24 protein-coding genes and 1 other RNA gene are annotated in these 17,386 nt (G+C 44.4%); 18 read left to right on the top strand and 7 right to left on the bottom strand.

The annotated features are described in order from the left end of the window. Window positions 1–20 precede the first annotated feature (20 nt). On the bottom strand, window positions 21–800 hold the full coding sequence (locus TRNA_RS39485; RefSeq protein WP_011198330.1) for a zinc ribbon domain-containing protein: 780 nt from the start codon (window positions 798–800) through the stop codon (window positions 21–23). A gap of 162 nt (window positions 801–962) precedes the next feature. Here TRNA_RS39485 and TRNA_RS39480 point away from each other — a divergent pair, with 162 nt between their 5' ends. Continuing rightward, window positions 963–1,595, top strand: coding sequence for an NAAT family transporter (locus tag TRNA_RS39480; protein WP_003185444.1), 633 nt, complete (start codon window positions 963–965; stop codon window positions 1,593–1,595). A 46-nt stretch (window positions 1,596–1,641) separates the two neighbouring features. On the opposite strand, the gene TRNA_RS39475 is transcribed toward TRNA_RS39480, so the two are convergent. Further along, entirely contained in the window at window positions 1,642–2,181 is a 540-nt protein-coding gene (locus TRNA_RS39475) for a GbsR/MarR family transcriptional regulator (RefSeq protein WP_003185442.1), read from the bottom strand. 257 nt (window positions 2,182–2,438) lie between these two features. Here TRNA_RS39475 and TRNA_RS39470 point away from each other — a divergent pair, with 257 nt between their 5' ends. Genes TRNA_RS39470 through TRNA_RS39455 form a run of 4 tightly spaced genes read left to right on the top strand, consistent with a single transcriptional unit; the run spans window position 2,439 to window position 5,878 of the window. Next, window positions 2,439–3,578, top strand: coding sequence for a betaine/proline/choline family ABC transporter ATP-binding protein (locus TRNA_RS39470; protein ID WP_003185439.1), 1,140 nt, complete (start codon window positions 2,439–2,441; stop codon window positions 3,576–3,578). Between the two features lie 21 nt (window positions 3,579–3,599). Further along, a complete protein-coding gene (locus TRNA_RS39465) occupies window positions 3,600–4,253 on the top strand; it encodes an ABC transporter permease (protein ID WP_009329612.1) in 654 nt (217 codons plus the stop codon). A gap of 13 nt (window positions 4,254–4,266) precedes the next feature. After that, the gene (gene opuCC / locus TRNA_RS39460; RefSeq protein ID WP_009329611.1) at window positions 4,267–5,184 is read left to right on the top strand and encodes an osmoprotectant ABC transporter substrate-binding lipoprotein OpuCC; all 918 of its coding nucleotides are present in this window, start codon (window positions 4,267–4,269) and stop codon (window positions 5,182–5,184) included. Window positions 5,185–5,200: 16 nt separating this feature from the next. Further along, window positions 5,201–5,878, top strand: coding sequence for an ABC transporter permease (locus TRNA_RS39455; RefSeq protein ID WP_003185432.1), 678 nt, complete (start codon window positions 5,201–5,203; stop codon window positions 5,876–5,878). 47 nt (window positions 5,879–5,925) lie between these two features. Here TRNA_RS39455 and TRNA_RS39450 read toward each other — a convergent pair whose 3' ends face one another. Both TRNA_RS39450 and TRNA_RS39445 read right to left on the bottom strand, forming a co-directional pair. After that, window positions 5,926–6,324: a helix-turn-helix domain-containing protein gene (locus TRNA_RS39450; protein ID WP_009329610.1), complete on the bottom strand. Its 399-nt coding sequence runs from the start codon at window positions 6,322–6,324 to the stop codon at window positions 5,926–5,928. A gap of 171 nt (window positions 6,325–6,495) precedes the next feature. Further along, window positions 6,496–6,897, bottom strand: a complete 402-nt coding sequence (locus tag TRNA_RS39445) for a transcriptional regulator (protein WP_009329609.1) — start codon at window positions 6,895–6,897, stop codon at window positions 6,496–6,498. Between the two features lie 152 nt (window positions 6,898–7,049). On the opposite strand from TRNA_RS39445, the gene TRNA_RS39440 reads away from it, so the two are divergent. The 7 genes from TRNA_RS39440 to ssrA all read left to right on the top strand — a co-directional run bounded on the left by TRNA_RS39440 (window position 7,050) and on the right by ssrA (window position 12,258). Then, window positions 7,050–7,283, top strand: coding sequence for a helix-turn-helix domain-containing protein (locus TRNA_RS39440; RefSeq protein ID WP_085959538.1), 234 nt, complete (start codon window positions 7,050–7,052; stop codon window positions 7,281–7,283). A 28-nt stretch (window positions 7,284–7,311) separates the two neighbouring features. Further along, window positions 7,312–7,596, top strand: a complete 285-nt coding sequence (locus tag TRNA_RS39435; protein ID WP_003185421.1) for an AbrB/MazE/SpoVT family DNA-binding domain-containing protein — start codon at window positions 7,312–7,314, stop codon at window positions 7,594–7,596. A 170-nt stretch (window positions 7,597–7,766) separates the two neighbouring features. Beyond that, the gene (gene secG, locus TRNA_RS39430) at window positions 7,767–7,997 is read left to right on the top strand and encodes a preprotein translocase subunit SecG (RefSeq protein WP_003185418.1); all 231 of its coding nucleotides are present in this window, start codon (window positions 7,767–7,769) and stop codon (window positions 7,995–7,997) included. A 140-nt stretch (window positions 7,998–8,137) separates the two neighbouring features. Beyond that, window positions 8,138–8,884 (top strand): alpha/beta hydrolase, encoded by a 747-nt coding sequence (locus TRNA_RS39425; RefSeq protein ID WP_011198329.1) that lies wholly within the window; start codon window positions 8,138–8,140, stop codon window positions 8,882–8,884. A 13-nt stretch (window positions 8,885–8,897) separates the two neighbouring features. Then, on the top strand, window positions 8,898–11,201 hold the full coding sequence (rnr, locus tag TRNA_RS39420; RefSeq protein ID WP_003185414.1) for a ribonuclease R: 2,304 nt from the start codon (window positions 8,898–8,900) through the stop codon (window positions 11,199–11,201). Between the two features lie 111 nt (window positions 11,202–11,312). Continuing rightward, a complete protein-coding gene (gene smpB, locus TRNA_RS39415; protein ID WP_009329604.1) occupies window positions 11,313–11,786 on the top strand; it encodes an SsrA-binding protein SmpB in 474 nt (157 codons plus the stop codon). A gap of 116 nt (window positions 11,787–11,902) precedes the next feature. After that, window positions 11,903–12,258: a transfer-messenger RNA gene (gene ssrA / locus TRNA_RS43490) on the top strand. A gap of 79 nt (window positions 12,259–12,337) precedes the next feature. Here the strand turns inward: ssrA and TRNA_RS39410 are convergent. Together TRNA_RS39410 and TRNA_RS39405 are read right to left on the bottom strand one after the other, a co-directional pair. Continuing rightward, window positions 12,338–13,432, bottom strand: a complete 1,095-nt coding sequence (locus TRNA_RS39410; RefSeq protein WP_003185410.1) for a tyrosine-type recombinase/integrase — start codon at window positions 13,430–13,432, stop codon at window positions 12,338–12,340. A 70-nt stretch (window positions 13,433–13,502) separates the two neighbouring features. After that, window positions 13,503–14,141: a LexA family protein gene (locus TRNA_RS39405; RefSeq protein WP_011198328.1), complete on the bottom strand. Its 639-nt coding sequence runs from the start codon at window positions 14,139–14,141 to the stop codon at window positions 13,503–13,505. 237 nt (window positions 14,142–14,378) lie between these two features. On the opposite strand from TRNA_RS39405, the gene TRNA_RS44505 reads away from it, so the two are divergent. From TRNA_RS44505 to TRNA_RS43970, 6 genes are all read left to right on the top strand, one after another. Further along, complete coding sequence (locus tag TRNA_RS44505; protein WP_374939103.1) at window positions 14,379–14,537, top strand: XRE family transcriptional regulator; 159 nt, start codon at window positions 14,379–14,381, stop codon at window positions 14,535–14,537. Window positions 14,538–14,560: 23 nt separating this feature from the next. Then, window positions 14,561–15,355, top strand: coding sequence for an ORF6N domain-containing protein (locus tag TRNA_RS39395; RefSeq protein WP_011198327.1), 795 nt, complete (start codon window positions 14,561–14,563; stop codon window positions 15,353–15,355). Continuing rightward, a complete protein-coding gene (locus TRNA_RS39390) occupies window positions 15,352–15,540 on the top strand; it encodes a helix-turn-helix transcriptional regulator (RefSeq protein WP_003185403.1) in 189 nt (62 codons plus the stop codon). Before TRNA_RS39395 ends, TRNA_RS39390 begins: the two co-directional genes overlap by 4 nt. Window positions 15,541–15,671: 131 nt before the next feature. Further along, window positions 15,672–15,860, top strand: a complete 189-nt coding sequence (locus tag TRNA_RS39385) for a hypothetical protein (RefSeq protein ID WP_016886536.1) — start codon at window positions 15,672–15,674, stop codon at window positions 15,858–15,860. Between the two features lie 57 nt (window positions 15,861–15,917). After that, a complete protein-coding gene (locus TRNA_RS39380) occupies window positions 15,918–16,472 on the top strand; it encodes a hypothetical protein (RefSeq protein ID WP_003185401.1) in 555 nt (184 codons plus the stop codon). A 343-nt stretch (window positions 16,473–16,815) separates the two neighbouring features. Further along, window positions 16,816–16,986 carry a hypothetical protein gene (locus TRNA_RS43970; protein ID WP_011198326.1) on the top strand — a complete coding sequence of 57 codons (171 nt, stop codon included), beginning with the start codon at window positions 16,816–16,818 and terminating at the stop codon, window positions 16,984–16,986. Here TRNA_RS43970 and TRNA_RS39375 read toward each other — a convergent pair. Continuing rightward, window positions 16,978–17,358: a DUF2513 domain-containing protein gene (locus TRNA_RS39375; protein WP_011198325.1), complete on the bottom strand. Its 381-nt coding sequence runs from the start codon at window positions 17,356–17,358 to the stop codon at window positions 16,978–16,980. The two genes, TRNA_RS43970 and TRNA_RS39375, sit on opposite strands and share 9 nt — an antisense overlap. Between the last annotated feature and the right edge of the window lie 28 nt (window positions 17,359–17,386).

Here is a 17,386-nt window from a genome sequence, read left to right as displayed (position 1 = left end):
GAAAAAGGCTTTTCAATTCACTAAAACAGCCGCCCTAATATAGAGCCTCCGATCCTTCCGATATATTCAAGAAACAAATCTCCCATGATCCGCACCGACATAAATGTCAGCAAATAGACGATCAGCGTCGCGTAAATCGTATCAACAGCGCCTTCCGCTTTTTCGTGATAGCTCGAGATGACAGCCGGCGGAATTAAAAAGGCGATGCCGCAAAGGGCAAAGAAAAGAACATATATAAACAAACCCGTTTGCATGAATGATAAAAGCAAAGCGGCGAGCAGAAGGGCGACGAAAGGAATAAGCACCGCTCCGAACCGCCCGAGCACTTCCTTAAATGCCGCTTGCACACCCCGAATGCGCACGCCTGCGTATGTAAAAACAAATAATAAGAAAATATAAATAGCAAAGGTAACAGCGGGCTTTACGACGATATCAAAAAATGTCGGCATTGCGTAGGAGCGGCCGAATACTCCGGAATAGTCCCCCATGGCGTCAAAGAAGCCTTTGAGGCCGAAATAAAACATCAGCGGCACCGAAAGCGCAAATATCACCATTGTGGTGATGCTGTTGAGGACGTGCTGTTCTCCGGCGTTTTTCATTTCGATAAACGGTCGTTTCAGCACCTTTAAACAATAGGAAAAATACATGGAAGACGCTTGTTTCGCCGCCTCCGCATATCTAGCTGCCTGCGGCGTTTCAGCTGCTCCTTTTCCGCCATCACTGCCGCCGGCCAAACTTGACCCGCACTGCTCGCAAAATTTTCCGCCATCTGTTTGATGGCCGCACTTTGAACATGTCATGAAAATAAAATCTCCTTTAAAATAGTTATTTTGGCCTATAAAGGTTCATTATAAATGAAAGTGCAGGAAGGTGTCATTGTTTTTTGAAAGTTTAAGCGGTCAGCGTCGGAGGTAAAAATCGATTACCCGTATTTTTATACAGAGGAAGGAGTGGCTTTAACCGTGTTTGCTTTTATCATCCACGTTTTTGTATCATTGTTCGCCGTCACAAATCCGATCGGCAATGTTCCGATCTTTTTAGCGCTCACAGAAGGCTACGAAGCGAAAGAACGCACCGCATTGGCGAGAAAGGCCGCGGTTTTATCGTTTCTGATCCTGATCGCGTTTCTCATATTCGGAGAGTTTATCTTCAGGCTTTTTGACATCAACATCCATGCGCTGCGAATTGCCGGCGGCATATTTATATTCGGAATTGCCTACAACCTGCTGAATGCAAAGCAGTCCCATGTTCAGTCGCTGCATCATGCTGAGCATCGCGAGAGCAAGGAAAAGGAGGATATATCGGTGACGCCGCTCAGCATTCCGATCATTTCGGGGCCAGGAACGATTGCGACGGTGATGAGCCTTTCGGCCGGAAGCCGCAGTCTGGTGCATTTTGGCGGAATGATCATCGGCATCGCCGCCGTCCTCCTGCTGACGTTTGCGGCCTTTCATTATTCTACGCTGATCAGCAACAAATTGGGCCAGACGGAGATGAACGTGATCACCCGGCTGATGGGCCTGATTTTGGCTGTCGTGGCGGTCGGCATGATCGGAACGGGATTGAAAGGGATGTTTCCGGTGTTGGCGGGATAATTGAGGAAATGCAAAAAAGCTGCTTAGTCTTCGCAGCTTTTTTTGTTTATGAAGGTTTTGGCACATGCTTGAAGATCTCTTCGCTTTCCAAAAACGCGATCAGATTGTCAAGCCACTCGCAGTAATCGATCCATTGTTTTGTTTCAGCCAGCAGCTCGTTGATTTTAGCTTCGGTTTCAGGCGTAAGGCCTTCTTCCTCGAGCGCCTCCAACAGCTCTTTTCTGATTTTTTTCCCAATCATCCTGTTCTTTTTGGCGACTTTGCTCCAGTTGGCCGTAAACAATGAAATAAACGTTTGATAATAGTCTTGTTCGACATCGTACAGATCTTTGCGGACGCCTTTTTCAAAAACTTTTTCAGCTATATTTAAATCGATCATTTCGCGGACGACCTGGCTCATTCTCGTTTTGCTCATGCCCGTTTCTTCTGACAGTTCATTTAAGGTCATCGGCTTTCTGTTCATATAGATGATCCCGAGCACGCGGCCGACAGTTGATGATAGACCGTATGTATTCATATTTTCGGCGATTTTTTCTATGAAATGTTCTTCCGCTTGTTCAATCACTTTTAAAGCGTTTTCCTCCAAAGCTCATCATCCCTTCGGGCAGCCAATTTTATTGTCAATATATCATAATTTTGTTAGCGGTTGAAAACACTAAAACGACAGAAAAACAAAGAAATCAGCCGCAATTTTAAGAATAACCGGCAAATTGATGCCATGAATATATTTTTTTATGTCTTATATATATAATTTGAACACTTTGTAAACTTTTTATTTTACAAAGTGTATCTTATAATGAATGAGATGTTGAAATTTTTAAAAAACAGTTGGAGGTGTGCGTTTTGCTGAAGCTAGAGAATGTATCAAAGGTTTATAAAGGCGGAAAAAAAGCGGTCAAAAACATTAACCTTGATATAGCAAAAGGTGAATTTATCGTCTTTATCGGACCGAGCGGCTGCGGGAAAACAACGACGATGAAAATGATCAACCGCTTGATTGAACCGACTTCAGGAAGCATTTACATCGACGGAGAAAACATAATGGATCAGGACCCGGTGGAGCTGCGCCGGAAAATCGGCTATGTCATTCAGCAAATCGGACTCTTTCCCCATATGACGATTCAGCAGAATATCACGCTCGTTCCGAGGCTTTTGAAATGGCCGGAAGAAAAGCGAAAGAAGCGGGCGGAGGAACTGCTGCAGCTCGTTGATATGGGGCCGGAATATTTGAACCGCTACCCTCATGAACTAAGCGGCGGACAGCAGCAGAGAATCGGCGTGCTGCGGGCGCTTGCGGCAGAGCCGCCCCTCATTTTAATGGATGAACCGTTCGGAGCGCTGGACCCGATTACCCGTGATTCGCTTCAGGAAGAGTTCAAAAAGCTTCAGAAATCGCTGGACAAAACGATTGTCTTTGTAACCCACGATATGGATGAAGCGATTAAGCTTGCTGACAGAATCGTCATCCTTCGCGCCGGCGAGATCGTGCAAGTCGGATCGCCTGACGACATTTTGCGGAAACCGGCGGATGAATTCGTTGAGGAATTTATCGGAAAAGAGAGGCTTCTTCAGTCCCGTCCTGACATCGAGCATGTCGAACAAGTAATGAACCCGAATCCGGTCACGATTACGAGCGAAAAAAACCTGACTGAAGCAATTCAAGTGATGAGGGAACGCCGCGTCGATTCACTGCTCGTCGTGGACGAACACAATGTCTTAAAAGGATATATCGATGTTGAAATCATCGATCAGAACCGGAAAAAATCCGTCACAGTCGGGGAGGTTGTCAATGAGAATGTTTACTCCGTTCAAAAAGGAACGCTCATCAGGGATACCGTCCGGAAAATTTTGAAAAGGGGATTCAAATATGTTCCCGTTCTTGATGAAGAGGGCCGCCTTGTCGGGATTGTCACAAGGGCAAACCTTGTCGATATCGTGTACGACTCGATTTGGGGAGATGAAGAAACCCTTGTTCAACGTTAAATGCAGGGAGGTGCATCAATCATGAATCAGCTTGTCCAATTTCTTCAGCACAACGGCGGGGAAATGCTTTATAAAACATGGGAGCACTTATATATATCCATTTTCGCGGTTCTGCTCGGCATCATTTTCGCGGTTCCGCTCGGTGTCGTTTTAACGAGAATGAAAAAAGGAGCCGGCGTCGTGATCGGCGTTGTCAACATCATTCAGACGCTGCCGAGTTTGGCGATCCTGGCGTTTTTTATCCCGCTTCTCGGAGTGGGAAAGATTCCGGCGATTGTCGCGCTGTTTTTCTATTCAGTCCTACCGATTCTGAGAAACACTTACACGGGCGTAAAAGGCGTCAATCAAAATTTGCTTGAGTCAGGAAAGGGAATCGGTATGACTGCATGGGAACAAATCCGCCTGGTCGAGCTGCCGCTATCGGTGCCGGTGATCATGGCAGGCATCCGGACGTCCACCGTTTACTTAATCGGCTGGGCGACGCTTTCGGCTTTTATCGGCGGCGGCGGTCTCGGCGACTATATTTTTATCGGGCTCAACCTGTACCAGCCTGAGTACATTATCGCCGGAGCGGTGCCGGTTACGATACTGGCCATCGTGATCGACTATATTCTGTCGAAAACCGAAGACAAAGTCACGCCTCAAGGATTAAAAGGGATGAAGGAAGTATCATAAGGAGTTGGCTCTTATGCAAACAAAAAAACTGAGACGGCTCGGCGCCGTCATGCTGGTCCTCTCGCTTTTGATCAGCGGCTGTGCGCTGCCGGGCCTTGGCGGGGCTTCCGATAAAACGATCAAAATCGGAGCGCAAAACCTGACCGAATCCGAAATTCTTGCCAATATGATCTCGCTTTTGATCGAGCATGATACGGATCTCAATACGGTGCTGGTCAAAAACCTCGGCTCAAACTATGTGCAGCACCAGGCCATGCTCGGCGGAGACATCGACATTTCTGCGACGCGCTATTCGGGAACTGACCTGACAAGCACGCTTGGAAGGGAAGCGGAGAAAGACCCGAAAAAAGCGCTCCGCATCGTACAGCAGGACTTTCAAAAGAAATTCAACTACAAATGGTTCGATTCTTACGGATTTGACAATACGTACGCTTTTACAGTCACGAAAGAACTCGCTGAAAAAGGGAACTATGAAACCATATCCGATCTGAAAAAAGACGCGGATCAACTGAAGCTTGGCGTTGACAATGCATGGCTGAAACGAAAAGGCGACGGATATCCGGGATTTAAACAGGAATACGGGTTTTCATTTGGCTCGACCTTTCCAATGCAGATCGGACTCGTTTATGACGCCGTCAAAAACGGCAAAATGGATATCGTTCTTGCCTATTCAACAGACGGCAGGATCAAAGCCTATGATTTAAAGCTGTTAAAAGACGATAAACGCTTTTTCCCGCCGTATGACTGTTCGCCGGTCGTGCCGGAAAAAGTGCTGAAGGAGCATCCGGAGCTTGAAGAGACCATCAATAAACTGATTGGAAAAATCGACACCGAAACGATGCAGGAGCTCAATTACGAAGTCGATGGAAAGCTGAAAGAGCCTTCTGTCGTCGCGGCCGAGTTTTTAAAGAAGCACAATTATTTTGAGTAAAAGGAGGGGATGACAAATGGAAGTGCTGCAGCAGCTTTGGACGTATTACGCGCAAAACGGCGGCTATGTGCTGGGGGAATTTTACCGCCACTTTTTAATGTCGGCATACGGCGTATTGTTCGCCGCCGTCGTCGGCATCCCGGCCGGCATTTTCATCGCCAGATACCGTAAAATCAGCAAATGGGTCTTTTCCATCACTAATGTCATTCAAACGGTTCCGGCGCTGGCGATGCTCGCCGTCTTGATGCTTGTCATGGGGCTCGGCGCAAACACGGTGATTCTTTCATTGTTTTTGTATTCGCTGTTGCCGATCATTCGAAACACATATACGGGAATCGCCAGCATCGAGCATGCCTATCTTGAATCAGGGAAGGCGATGGGCATGACGAAATTTCAAGTGCTCCGGATGGTGGAGCTTCCCCTCGCCTTGTCGGTCATTATGGCGGGGCTCAGAACCGCGCTCGTCATCGCGATCGGCATTACGGCCATCGGCACGTTTGTCGGCGCAGGCGGCCTCGGGGATATCATTGTCAGGGGATCAAACGCGACCAACGGAACAGCGATCATTCTAGCAGGCGCGATCCCGACGGCGCTGATGGCGATCATCGCCGATCTGTTCATGGGATGGCTCGAGCGTGCGCTGAGCCCCGTTAAGCATCATAAAGGCAAGACGCCGAATCCGGATGCCGCTTAAGGCAGCCGAAAAAAGCCGAACTTCTCCTAAAAGGGAAATTCGGCTTTTTATGATTGGCGCTTCTTCGCTTCATTAACCAAAAAATGAAAATACTGTTCGAGGTTGAGCAGGTCTTCGCGGGACAAACAGTCCCATTTCTCGGGTTTAAACAGCCACAGGTCTTCGACGCCGTGCTTGGCCGCGATCTCCTGCATCGTGACATAGCCGCGCGGCTGTTCGCGAATCTCGTCAGCTCTCATATAACCGGCAATATCCATGAGCTGCTCGTACGGCATTTTCAGAGCCTCGGCCAATTTTCTGATCGTCGCGGGCTTGGGAACGCCGCGGTGGCCGTTTTCGATTCTGGAAATGGCTGCGGCGCTCACACCGGCATACATGGCAAGCTGATTAACCGACAGGCTTCTTTGTTCCCTCAGCTCTTTGAGCCGCTCGCCGAACCTTGTCATCGCCATCCCCCCCCCGCAAATTCATGATATGAACATTTTAATACAAATGTTGACTATAGGAAATACTTAGACAGGAAAAATATTGACAAAAGTTAACATAAGGGATAAAATAACAGCAGGATCGTAAACAGACGAAAATGATAGAGAGGAGAGTGTGCCGCGGAGAAGTATTCAGTTTTTGTTTCGGCTGCTTGCTTCCTGCACGAGAAAGTCGAAATATTTGTCCAGGTTTTCGATGTCTTTTTTTGAAAGCACCTTCCACTTTTCGCTGTCAAACAGAGAAAGGTCCTCTAAATCGTACTGTGACACGATGTCGTAAATGGAATCATAGCTGCTTCTTGCTTCCTGGACTGTAGACGCGCTGATATAGCCTGCAGATGCCATCAGTTCCTCATACGGGACTTTCAAAGCGTCCGCCAGTTTTCTGATCGTCGCCGGCTTCGGCACGCCGCGCTTTCCGTTTTCGATTCGCGAAATGCCTGCCGAACTGACGCCGGAATACATCGCCAGTTGATTGACGGTCAGTTTTTTCCGTTCCCTTAATTGTCGTAAATGGTGTCCAAAGTTCGTCATGGCCAAAACCTCGCAATCTCTTATTATAAAATATTTTAGTACGAATATTGCCTATAGGAAACATATGGATGGTAAAAGTATTGACAAAAGTTAACAAATCGTATATGTTCAATGTAGATAAAAAGAAACATAAGAGATTAGAAAGGGGAGTAATCATGGTAAAAAAGATTCATATCAAAAGAGATTTTGTTCTCCAGTACATGATTGAACACAATCTCTCCTTAAATCAGCTTGCCATTGAAATCGGCGTATCCCCGGCGACACTCAGCAGAGTTTTAAATGGCGAAAGGAGGCCCGGACAACTTGTGATCGGAAAGATGATTCAGTATTTCAACAAAAAATTTGAAGATCTCTTTTATTATAAAGATGTTGACAAAAGTCAATAAAGAAAGGAGAAAAGGAGGCTTTTCAAACGTGAAAAATACCGGGATTGTCCGGAGAATCGATGAGCTCGGCAGAGTCGTTCTCCCGGTCGAAATGCGCAGGGTGCTGAATATCAATGAAAAGGACCCGCTCGAAATATATACCGACGGCGAAAACATCATTTTGACAAAATACGCCGCAAACATGGCATGTTTGATGACCGGCGACATCACCACGAAAAATAAAACGTATGCGGGCGGCAAAATCGTACTCAGCCCGCGCGGAGCGGAAATGCTCCTGGAAGATATGATGGCGGCACTGTCAGAAAAGAAATAAATGTGATTACATATTCCGCAGGAAAGGGAGCAGAGCCGCTCTCTTTTTTTGTATACCTTATTCCGGCGCTGGGAAAAAATAAAAAAAGCTGTTCGAAACGCTCGTGACATGCGCTTGCTTTTCATGTAAAATAAAACTATTGTCAGCCAGTTTGTCTGGAGGTGTAGGTTATGGCCGCATTTTTAACGGTCTTATTAGTGATTGTAAGTATCGTATTAATCGTTGTCGTTTTACTGCAATCCGGCAAAAGCGCCGGATTATCAGGCGCGATTTCCGGCGGAGCCGAGCAGCTTTTCGGAAAGCAGAAAGCAAGAGGACTTGATTTGATTCTTCACCGGATGACGGTCGTTTTAACCGTGCTTTTCTTTTTCTTAACGATTGCGCTTGCTTACTTTGTATAAGACAATGAAGCATGAGGTCTGATGTTCAAGTCAGGCCTTTTTCCTATTTGCCGGTCTTTGTCTGAAGGGGCCGGCCGATTGATAAAGTTTGTTTCAAGACTAAACGTGGAAGAATACATATGAAAAGGAGACAGTGAATCATGAAAATTGTCAAACCACAACCTTTCACATTTAAAGGCGGAAAAAAAGCCGTCCTGCTGCTGCACGGATTTACGGGCAACACGGCGGACGTTAGAATGCTCGGAAGATATTTGAATGAAAAAGGCTACACATGCCATGCGCCCCAATATAAAGGCCACGGCGTGCCTCCAGAAGAACTTCTCTCCACAGGACCGGAAGACTGGTGGAAAGACGTCATGGACGGATATGAATATCTGAAATCGGAAGGATATGAACAAATCGCCGCTTGCGGACTGTCTCTCGGAGGGGTTTTTTCATTGAAATTGGGTTACACTGTACCCATAAAGGGAATTGTTCCAATGTGCGCGCCGATGTACATCAAAAGCGAAGAGACGATGTACGAGGGTGTGCTTGATTATGCCCGCAATTATAAGAAATTTGAAGGCAAGACAGCGGAGCAGATTAACGCTGAGATGGAAGAATTCAAAAAAACGCCGATGAACACGTTGAAAGCACTGCAGGATTTGATTGCCGATGTCAGAGAGCATGTGGACATGATCTATTCGCCTACATTTGTCGTGCAGGCGCGCCACGATCATATGATTAATACGGATAGCGCAAACATCATCTACAATGAAGTTGAAACGGATGATAAGCAGCTGAAATGGTATGAAGAATCAGGTCATGCCATCACATTGGATAAAGAACGCGAAACACTGCACAAGGATGTGTATCAATTTTTAGAAACGTTGGATTGGCAGACATAAGGAGGTCTGATTAGTGGAAAAAGAAGAATTTATGGATAAGCTTCTCTCCTTTATGAAAGAAGAAGCATATAAACCTCTTACAGTTCAGGAACTGGAAGAGATGCTGGAAATCACCGATTCGGACGAATACAAAGAGCTCGTCAAAGCTCTTGTAACCCTTGAAGAAAAAGGGCTTGTCGTCAGAACGAGAAGCAACCGCTACGGTTTGCCCGAAAAAATGAATCTGATCAAAGGGAAGGTGTCGGCGCACGCGAAAGGCTTCGCGTTTGTCCTTCCCGAAGACTCCTCGCTTGACGATGTCTTCATTCCGCCGTCTGAGCTGAACACAGCAATGAACGGAGATACCGTGCTCGTCCGCCTGAGCACAGAATCCGGCGGTACAAAAAAAGAAGGGGCCATCATCCGCATCATCGAGCGCAACATTCAGAAGATTGTCGGCACATACACAGAGACGAAAAACTTCGGCTTCGTCATTCCCGACGATAAAAAAATCACGAATGACATCTTTATTCCGAAGCACGCCAAAAACGGCGCCGTCGAGGGTCATAAAGTCGTCGTCCGCCTGACAAGCTATCCTGAAGGCCGGATGAGTGCAGAAGGGGAAGTCATCGAGATTCTCGGTCATAAAAACGATCCCGGCATCGACATTCTTTCGATTATTCATAAGCACGGCCTCCCGGGAGACTTTCCGGCTGAGGCGATGGAACAGGCCGGCAATACGCCTGATACAATCGATGAGAAAGATCTTGAAGGCAGACGGGATCTGCGCGATCAAACGATCGTCACGATCGACGGCGCAGATGCCAAAGACTTGGACGATGCCGTTACCGTCACAAAACTCAAAAACGGCCATTATAAACTCGGCGTCCACATTGCCGACGTCAGCCATTATGTAACGGAAGGATCTCCGATTGACCAGGAAGCGTATGAACGCGGCACGAGCGTCTACCTTGTCGACCGGGTGATTCCGATGATCCCGCACAGGCTGTCAAATGGAATCTGCTCCTTGAATCCGAAGGTCGACAGGCTGACAATGTCATGCGAAATGCTCATTAATCCTCAAGGGCAAGTCGTCGAGCACGAAATTTTTCAAAGCGTCATTAAAACGACCGAGCGGATGACTTATTCTGATGTGAACAAAATTTTAGTCGATGATGATGAAGAGCTGAAACAGAAGTATGAGGCCCTTGTCCCGATGTTTAAAGACATGGAAGACTTGGCTGCGATTCTGCGCGGCAAGCGGATGGAACGCGGAGCCGTCGACTTTGACTTTAAGGAAGCGAAGGTTCTCGTCGACGAAGAAGGAAAAGCGAAGGACGTCGTCTTGAGAGAACGGTCGACTGCTGAAAAGCTGATTGAAGAATTTATGCTTGTCGCCAATGAAACGGTCGCTGAGCACTTTCATTGGATGAATGTTCCGTTTATTTACCGGATTCACGAAGATCCAGATCAGGAAAAGCTGCAGAGATTTTTGGAGTTCGTTACGACATTCGGCTATGTCGTCAAAGGAACGGCGGGAAGTATCCATCCGAAAGCGCTGCAAAGCGTGCTTGAAGAAGTCAGGGATCGTCCTGAAGAAGCCGTAATTTCAACGGTTATGCTCAGGTCGATGAAACAGGCGAAATACGATCCGCAAAGCCTGGGGCACTTCGGCTTGTCGACTGAATTCTACACGCATTTCACGTCTCCGATTCGCCGCTATCCTGACTTAATCGTCCACAGACTGATCAGGACCTATTTGATTCAGGGCAAGACAGACGAAGCGACAAGGGAAAAATGGGCCGAGAAACTGCCTGAGATCGCCGAGCATACGTCAAATATGGAACGCAATGCCGTAGATGCGGAGCGGGAAACGGACGATCTGAAAAAAACCGAATTTATGCTGGATAAGATCGGTGAAGAATTTGACGGCGTCATCAGCTCCGTCACGAACTTCGGCATGTTCGTCGAGCTGCCGAACACGATCGAAGGGCTTGTCCACGTCAGCTTTATGACGGATGATTTCTACCGTTATGATGAACAGCACTACGCGATGATCGGCGAGCGCACGGGCAACGTGTACCGGATCGGCGATGAGATTACGGTCCGCGTCGTTGACGTCAATAAAGACGAGCGGAACATCGATTTTGAAATCGTCGGCATGAAAGGCTCCCGCCGCCGGCAGAAGCCGGAGCCAAAGCAGAAAAAGGCTTCAAAAAGAGAGGCTCCATCGGCTGACAAAGGGGAATGGTTCACCAAGCCGAAAAAGAAAAAAGTAAAGAAAAAACGCGGTTTTCAAAACGCGCCGAAACAAAAACGCAAGAAAAAGAAAAAATAGACGGCACACGTCAAAAAAAGGGCGGCGAAATTGTAAGACGAACGTTCATTTGATAGAATAATACGTATTCGCCGCCCTTTAGTGAGATTGAAGGCGGGAGGAGGTTGCCGTATGCCAAAGGGAGAAGGGAAGGTTGTTTCCCAAAATAAAAAAGCAAATCACGATTATTTCATAGAAGAAACATACGAAACAGGCATCGTGCTTCAAGGAACGGAAATCAAGTCCATTCGCGCCGGTCGGGTGAATTTAAAGGACGCGTTTGCCAAAATTGAACGCGGAGAAGTGTTCCTCCACAATATGCACATCAGCCCGTATGAGCAGGGGAACCGCTACAACCATGATCCGTTGCGAACGAGAAAGCTTTTGATGCACCGCAAGCAGATCAACAAATTGATCGGTTTGACGAAAGAGCAGGGATATTCGCTCGTACCGCTCAAGATTTATTTGAAGAACGGCTTCGCAAAAGTGCTGCTCGGTCTCGGAAAAGGGAAGAAGAAGTTCGACAAACGCGAAGACTTGAAGCGCAAAGACGCCAAACGCGAAATCGAAAGAGCGTTCCGCGACAGGCAAAAAGGCTTGATCTAAAGCCAGAACTCATGTTATCCTATATGAACGTGATCACAGACATTACCATTTGGAATTGACGCGTGATCTTGTTATAATAGTGATGCAGCCAGTGATCCGGCTTCCTTTTCATCCAAGGGGACGTTACGGATTCGACAGGGACGGATCGAGCTTGAGCTGCGAGCCGAGAGGCGATCTCGTAAAAACGCACCTAAATATAACTGGCAAATCTAACCAGAACTTAGCACTAGCTGCCTAATTAGCGCAGCGAGCTCTTGCCCGCATCGCCTATGTGCCGGTTAAGAGCCCATAACGAAGTAGGCTACGCTTGCGCCCCCGTCTGAGGGCGCAGGAAGAGACTCATCAGACTAGCTCTCCTAGGGCCCGCCCGCAGGCACGAAGATGAGCGAAACTAAATATGCAGGGCTACGCTCGTAGACGCTGAAGCAATCGACGTTTCTGGACGTGGGTTCGACTCCCACCGTCTCCATCTTTTGAGTTTTAAGGTTGATTTGATAGGGTTTATGAAACCGTGGTAAGAATTGTGGTAAGAATTTTTACGCGCTAGAGTATCAAGCTTCTTTAAGGTGAATAATTTCAGCAGTCTTGAAGTCGTCTTCCATTTTGAGGACGGCTTCTTTTTCTGTGCTCGGATATAAATGGCTGTATATGTTGAGTGTTGTGCCCACATCCTTGTGACCGAGCCTTTTTGCCACGACAGATGGGATTGTGTTCCTGTTAATTAAATAGCTAGCATGTGAATGGCGGAAATCATGTAGACGAATTTTTTTAACCTTTGCCGCCTTAACGTATTCAGCGTATTTTCTATCTAGTGTTGTAGTTGAAATGTGGTCATGAAATTCCCCAAATACTACATATGTCATTTTTGTCTTGGTTTTTGCTTTTAATTGAGCTAATAACCTCATTACGTGTTTAGGCATCATGATTTTTCGTATAGACGATGTTGTTTTTGGTTTAGTCACTATTCGGTTATAAACGGTCTTATCGATATTTATAGTGTTACTGTCAAAATCAATATCTCCCCATGTGAGAGCTAATAACTCTCCCTTTCGCATACCGCTATAATAGAGTGTCATAAAAAGTGCATAATATAACTGATCATCTACGTGTTGAATAAACGCTTTAAACTCGTCTAACGTCCAATAATTGATGTGTTTATCTTCTTCTATATCCACATTTCCTGCTAAACGTGCTGGATTATCTTTTGTGTACTCTTGTTTAATCGCAAAGTTAAATACAGCCGATAAAACTTGATGTATCTTTTTGACGTGCGCAACGGCATATCTATCAAGCAAATCATTCTGAAAACGCATTATGTCCCTTGAACGAATGTTGTTAATTTTCTTGCTCCCGAACCTTGGTATCAAGTGAGTATTTATAATGCTACTTGTTTTTAAATATGATGATGCCTTTCTTCTTTTTTTGTACCATTTCAAGTATTCTTTTGCGACAAATTCAAAAGTTGGATTATCTTCATTTTCTCCGTCGTCAGTTTCTAGTCGTAAAAGGGTTTCTGCTTCAGCCCTCTTCGCTTCTCCGCTTGATTTAAATCCTCTTCTTTTTATCTGTTTGTATTCTCCATTTCTGTTTGTATAGGATATGATAAAATAATATGTTCCCCTTTCCTTGTCTTTATAGACAGGCATACTAAATTCACTCCTTTAAAAAAAGGCGGGTGATCGTCCCGCCTGTGATTAAATTTTTAGCGCTAACAACTTAATCTAATTCTGCGATATATAGAACTACTTTTCCGTGAATTCTTAAATCGATGTTATCAGCAGATGTTACGTAATCCGTAAAATTTAAATCGGAAGAATCAGGCCTAAATATAACTTTATCTTCCCTGCGGTAAAATCTCTTGACAGCATAATCCCCGCCGTCACTGTAAACCACTATATCTCCATCGCGTAGATTGGATAATGGTACAGGCCTTACTGCAATCAGTGAGTCGTGGGGCATAATCCTATTCATGCTATCGCCATTAATCCGCATCATAAAGATGTCTTTCCTACCTGCCCATTTGCCCATAAGGTTGTCCGGTATTAAGATGTACTCCACATTGTTCTCATCTATGCTGTCTATGCATAAAGGAAGGCCGGCGGATATGCCTATCGGGTAGTATGGGTATTTGGTTGATAGCTGAACAGGTTCTGTGCTTTCCCATCCCATTAGGTATGCAGGAGTAACATTCAATGCCTTTGCTAAGGGTTCTAGTACTGTCAAGGGCATGTTGTCAATTTCATTACTTTCATACCTGTAAACCGTTGCCCTGTTTTTTTTCAGTTTTTGGGCAAGCTGGTCAACTGACATATTTAGTTGTTTTCTTCTACTTCTTATTCTTTCTCCTACTGTCATTCTCTTCACCTCCCAATGTTAGAATAACACTTATTTCGCATATATGCAACAAAAGATAATTTTTTTATCGTTTATTTATTGATATTTGCGAAATTAGTGTTGACTTTAAGAAAATAAGAGCCTATAATGAAAATCGAAATCGCACTATATGCGAAAATAGAAAAGGGGGTGATAGCGTGGTCAATGTAAATAAGTTAAGAGGGAAGATTGTCGAAAATGGAATGACTATCGGCGAGCTTGCAAAAAAAAATTGGCGTAGATAGAAGTACATTCTATAGAAAACTCAATAGTAACGGAGAAACTTTCTCAATTAAAGAAGCAAATCTAATATGTACTGTTCTAGGTTTAACGAGTAAGGAAGCAACAGTTATTTTTTTTAATCAGTATGTCGCATGAAATGCGAAAAAAGGAGAGAAACCATGAATCTATCAATTATTGAAAAGAATAACCAACGTGTTTTAACAACAACCCAGTTGGCAGAAAGCTATGGGACGAATAACCGTCGGATCTCCGAGAATTTTAAACGTAACATAAATCGCTTTAAAGAAGGGAAACATTTTTACTCTTTGCAAGGGAAGGAAAAACGGGATTTTATCAACCATACGCAAATTGAGGATGGTTCAAAAAACGCCCAAACGCTCTACCTTTGGACGGAAAAAGGTGCATGGCTTCATGCGAAGTCACTAAATACCGATCAAGCCTGGGACGCTTATGAAATGCTTGTGGATGAGTATTACAACGTCAAGCAAACTCAAATTGATACATCCCAGTTAAGCCCTGAACTACAAATGTTCAAGCAAATTTTTGATTCAGTAGCCCGTACACAACTAAAGCAGCAGGAACAAGACAAACGCCTTGATGCTGTTGAAAAGAAGCAAGACAACATTAAAGAAGTTCTTTCGCTTAATCCTACTGAATGGAAAAAGAAAGTGAACAAGATCATCAATGCTATTGCGCTATCAAAAGGCGGTTTCCAAGCCTATGCAGATGTTAGGAAAGAAAGTTATCAATTGTTGGAAGATAGAGCGAGGTGTCGTTTATCCATTAGGCTTACGAATAAGAAATCCGAAATGGCCTTAAACGGTGTGCCTAAGTCAAAAATAGACAAGGTAAACAAAATGGACGTTATTGGCGATGATGCTCGCTTGACTGAAATTTATCTAGCGATCGTGAAGGAAATGGCCATTAAGTACGGTGTGGGTGAGGCGTCATGATACATAAACTCTACGTTGCTCGTCGAGAACGTGGATTGTATCAAAAAGATGTCGCTCGAAAAATCGGTATTCATCCACAGACCTACCATGAAAAGGAACGTGGGAAAAAGGAATTTACTTTAAGAGAAGCAAAGGCGCTTACCAAATTGTTTGGCTGCACTCTGAATGATCTATTTCAAGATTGAAGAAGTGTGGATAGCTGTTACTCAAAAAAAGCAACAGCTCAAGGGAATGAAACGACATACACTGACCATCACATCAAAATACCAATGGCAATTAAATATCATGCAGACCTAAAAAATGAGGAGGGTTTATCATGACATGCACACTAGAACTAAAACGTGAACAGCCCGAAAAAGCGCAAAAAGTTGTTGTGATTAGTACAGATACACATCAACAGTTAAAAGATTTAAGTGCAGAAACAGGTATCAAGTTACATAAATTAATTGATTCCTGTCTCCGCTTCGCATTAGATCACATTGTGATTGTAGGGGAAGATGACTAGCATTCCTAGTAAAAGAGGAAGATGCCCCTGCGGACTAAGCAAATGAGGAGGATTTTCATGAAAACACAACTCAAAGTGATCGAGGGTACTCGAAAGCCAGACCACTACTCAATCTACCACAGGATGTTTCAAAAAGCGGTAATTGAGAGTGCGAGAAAAATACAAAGAACTAATCAAATTGACACAGACGATTTCAAGAAAATCGCGTTTGCTGGAATCAAGATGATCAACCTGGAGAAGGCTAGATCACGCCGTTTCCTAGAAGTAAAGCTGCGTTTAATTGAGTTCATTCAAACCGTAATAGGAAAGCTTACACCCGGAGAATTGATGCAGATGTTCCCCATCCGTAAGCAGTATGATGGTGAAAAGTTTGGAATGAAAGACTATTTCAGTACCATGCATGCTGTCAAAGAAAAAGGAATAGACAATTGCATAGGAACGGAAGAAGAGGTATTCGATTTCCTTTGGGATTATCAGAATCCGGATATCACTTTATTCATGGTTACCTTAGTATCGACAGTTAGTGATTTAGGAAGAGCCTCAGGACAAAAAAGTCTGTTTGAAGAATTCGCTGATAAAAACGACATTGCTATAGATGTTATGACCCATTGAAGGGAGGTGAGAAAATGAAGATCAAAACAAAAGAATGGCTTGCATTAAGCGAGGCGGAGCGTTTCATGAAGATTTATCAAGCATTTGTGAAAGCGAAATTGATGTCCTGATTGTGAGTACTTCGTGAATTTCTTGAAAGGTGGTGAGGGTAATGTGTGGCAAACAACAGAACAAAAAGAAAGATTGGTTGTACAGACGTTTTGAAGTAACAGATCAAGAAACCTTGGCGGAAGCTGAATCTTTGATCGAAACAGATTGACCGCCAAGATTTAATGTTATTGTTGAAAACTTATAAAATCAGGAATACTTAACAATCATTTAATCTGTGAAAGGAGTAAAAAGAATGACAAATAAAAATATTATTGTTTATTCAAAAAAAGATGGCGTCAACAGATTATTATCTATCGACACCAACGATTTGATTTCTTTGACAAAATTCATTGAAGATCATTATCCGAAAGAGAAAGATTTTATCTACGCCTTAGTGCAAGGTGTAGAAATTAAATTATTCTAAACCGATAAGCTTTTTCGTGATGCTTTCTCCGACATTTGAAAGTATGGACAAGGAAACGCTTGATAACGACTTAACGGCATCTTTCGTTTTAGACCAAACAGCATTGTCACGAATGTTGTCTAAAAATTGATGTCCATCCCAAGTAATAGAGCCAACACCAATATAGTCAATCTTATTGTCTGCGCGCGAAACCGAACCGTTTAAAAAGTCAGCTTCGATTAACTTGGTTAAAGCGTAAACGGAAGTTTCATAGCCATACTCTTTGAATGTCTCAAAATCTTTGAGCTGATATAAAGTGACGCCATCGTTAAGAGTTAAATTTTCCTCTAATTCTAGAAGAATTGAGCGGACACAATCATAATTTAGTTTCATAGTTTCACCTCCTGTCTTATACAGGAAC

Origin of the sequence: Bacillus licheniformis DSM 13 = ATCC 14580, from assembly GCF_000011645.1 — a bacterium.
Taxonomy (GTDB): Bacteria; Bacillota; Bacilli; order Bacillales; family Bacillaceae; genus Bacillus; species Bacillus licheniformis.
Note: the sequence above shows the minus strand (reverse complement) of the source record. Positions and strands in the feature narration are given on the sequence as shown.

What these genes read in the sequence shown, in the direction of transcription:
- TRNA_RS39405 (WP_011198328.1), bottom strand. Translation starts at nt 14,141, where the DNA reads ATGACAGTAGGAGAAAGAATAAGAAGTAGAAGAAAACAACTAAATATG.
- opuCC (WP_009329611.1), top strand. Translation starts at nt 4,267, where the DNA reads ATGCAAACAAAAAAACTGAGACGGCTCGGCGCCGTCATGCTGGTCCTC.
- TRNA_RS39385 (WP_016886536.1), top strand. Translation starts at nt 15,672, where the DNA reads ATGACATGCACACTAGAACTAAAACGTGAACAGCCCGAAAAAGCGCAA.
- TRNA_RS39485 (WP_011198330.1), bottom strand. Translation starts at nt 800, where the DNA reads ATGACATGTTCAAAGTGCGGCCATCAAACAGATGGCGGAAAATTTTGC.
- TRNA_RS39390 (WP_003185403.1), top strand. Translation starts at nt 15,352, where the DNA reads ATGATACATAAACTCTACGTTGCTCGTCGAGAACGTGGATTGTATCAA.
- TRNA_RS39395 (WP_011198327.1), top strand. Translation starts at nt 14,561, where the DNA reads ATGAATCTATCAATTATTGAAAAGAATAACCAACGTGTTTTAACAACA.
- TRNA_RS39465 (WP_009329612.1), top strand. Translation starts at nt 3,600, where the DNA reads ATGAATCAGCTTGTCCAATTTCTTCAGCACAACGGCGGGGAAATGCTT.
- secG (WP_003185418.1), top strand. Translation starts at nt 7,767, where the DNA reads ATGGCCGCATTTTTAACGGTCTTATTAGTGATTGTAAGTATCGTATTA.
- TRNA_RS39410 (WP_003185410.1), bottom strand. Translation starts at nt 13,432, where the DNA reads ATGCCTGTCTATAAAGACAAGGAAAGGGGAACATATTATTTTATCATA.
- smpB (WP_009329604.1), top strand. Translation starts at nt 11,313, where the DNA reads ATGCCAAAGGGAGAAGGGAAGGTTGTTTCCCAAAATAAAAAAGCAAAT.
- TRNA_RS39450 (WP_009329610.1), bottom strand. Translation starts at nt 6,324, where the DNA reads ATGACAAGGTTCGGCGAGCGGCTCAAAGAGCTGAGGGAACAAAGAAGC.
- TRNA_RS39380 (WP_003185401.1), top strand. Translation starts at nt 15,918, where the DNA reads ATGAAAACACAACTCAAAGTGATCGAGGGTACTCGAAAGCCAGACCAC.
- TRNA_RS39455 (WP_003185432.1), top strand. Translation starts at nt 5,201, where the DNA reads ATGGAAGTGCTGCAGCAGCTTTGGACGTATTACGCGCAAAACGGCGGC.
- TRNA_RS39445 (WP_009329609.1), bottom strand. Translation starts at nt 6,897, where the DNA reads ATGACGAACTTTGGACACCATTTACGACAATTAAGGGAACGGAAAAAA.
- TRNA_RS43970 (WP_011198326.1), top strand. Translation starts at nt 16,816, where the DNA reads ATGACAAATAAAAATATTATTGTTTATTCAAAAAAAGATGGCGTCAAC.
- TRNA_RS39375 (WP_011198325.1), bottom strand. Translation starts at nt 17,358, where the DNA reads ATGAAACTAAATTATGATTGTGTCCGCTCAATTCTTCTAGAATTAGAG.
- TRNA_RS39425 (WP_011198329.1), top strand. Translation starts at nt 8,138, where the DNA reads ATGAAAATTGTCAAACCACAACCTTTCACATTTAAAGGCGGAAAAAAA.